This window comes from Bradyrhizobium sp. Arg816 (genome assembly GCF_029989365.1).
Taxonomy (GTDB): Bacteria; Pseudomonadota; Alphaproteobacteria; order Rhizobiales; family Xanthobacteraceae; genus Bradyrhizobium.
The window spans coordinates 1-467 of the sequence record NZ_JAPRAQ010000187.1 but is presented as its reverse complement, the minus strand read 5'-3'; the positions used below and the strand labels follow the sequence as shown (position 1 = coordinate 467).

Annotated in this window: 1 pseudogene; it reads right to left on the bottom strand. The window is 53.7% G+C overall.

Features of this window, described 5'->3' with window-relative positions:
* Window positions 1-467, bottom strand: a pseudogene (locus tag OWC48_RS46435) (polyphosphate kinase 2); the annotation flags it as partial.

Sequence of the window (467 nt, the reverse complement as noted above, 5' to 3'; positions counted from 1 at the left end):
AGGCTGTCCGACGACATCCACATCTTTGCCTTCGTAATCATATTGCGACAAGAAGTACCTCATCGCATTAAGACGCGCGCGTTTTTTGTCATTAGACTTGATACATATCCACGGCGCGGCATCAGTGTCAGTTGCGGCAAACATCTCCTCTTTAGCACGGGTGTAATCGTCCCAGCGCCCCAGCGACTCCAAGTCCATCGGGGAGAGCTTCCAGCGACGAACTGGATCGAGCTGACGAATTGCGAACGGGGTGCGTTGCTCCTGCCGGGTGACCGAGAACCAGAACTTCGTAACATGAATGCCCGATTCGATCATCATCTCTTCGAGGATTGGAGCCTGCCGAAGGAAGATTCGATGCTCTTCATCGGTGCAAAACCCCATGACCCGTTCGACGCCGCCACGATTATACCACGAGCGGTCAAAGAGCACGATTTCGCCGGCCGTAGGAAGGTGTTGAATGTAACGCT